Source organism: Motilimonas sp. 1_MG-2023, from assembly GCF_030547455.1.
GTDB lineage: Bacteria > Pseudomonadota > Gammaproteobacteria > Enterobacterales > CBDFNC01 > Motilimonas.
Map to the genome: position 1 here is coordinate 1 of NZ_JAUOPX010000290.1, position 236 is coordinate 236.

Consider the following 236-nt stretch of genomic DNA (forward strand, 5'->3'; position numbering starts at 1 on the left):
GTGGCAGGTAGCAATGAGGATAGGGTAATCTGTGCCTGTGAACCCTGGTGTTGGCGTGCAGTGCCCAGCATAGAGGTTAAAGCGGAGTAGTGTCTGCCGTACTTTTCGTCTTGGGTTGCGGTGCTGAGCCAGAGTAGACCAATGCGCTTTCGGCCCGCAGGAGGATGAAGCCTGAGGCGTCGGCCTTCGGGATGAGGGTGGCTGGGGTATGCTGGGGCGGGAGGGAGTAGACATTG

General features: G+C 58.9%; 1 protein-coding gene. It reads right to left on the minus strand.

The window, feature by feature from the left end; genetic code table 11:
* Nucleotides 1-236, minus strand: a 236-nt coding sequence (locus tag Q4519_RS22115) for a hypothetical protein (RefSeq protein ID WP_303516139.1), incomplete at both ends; no start/stop codon positions are given.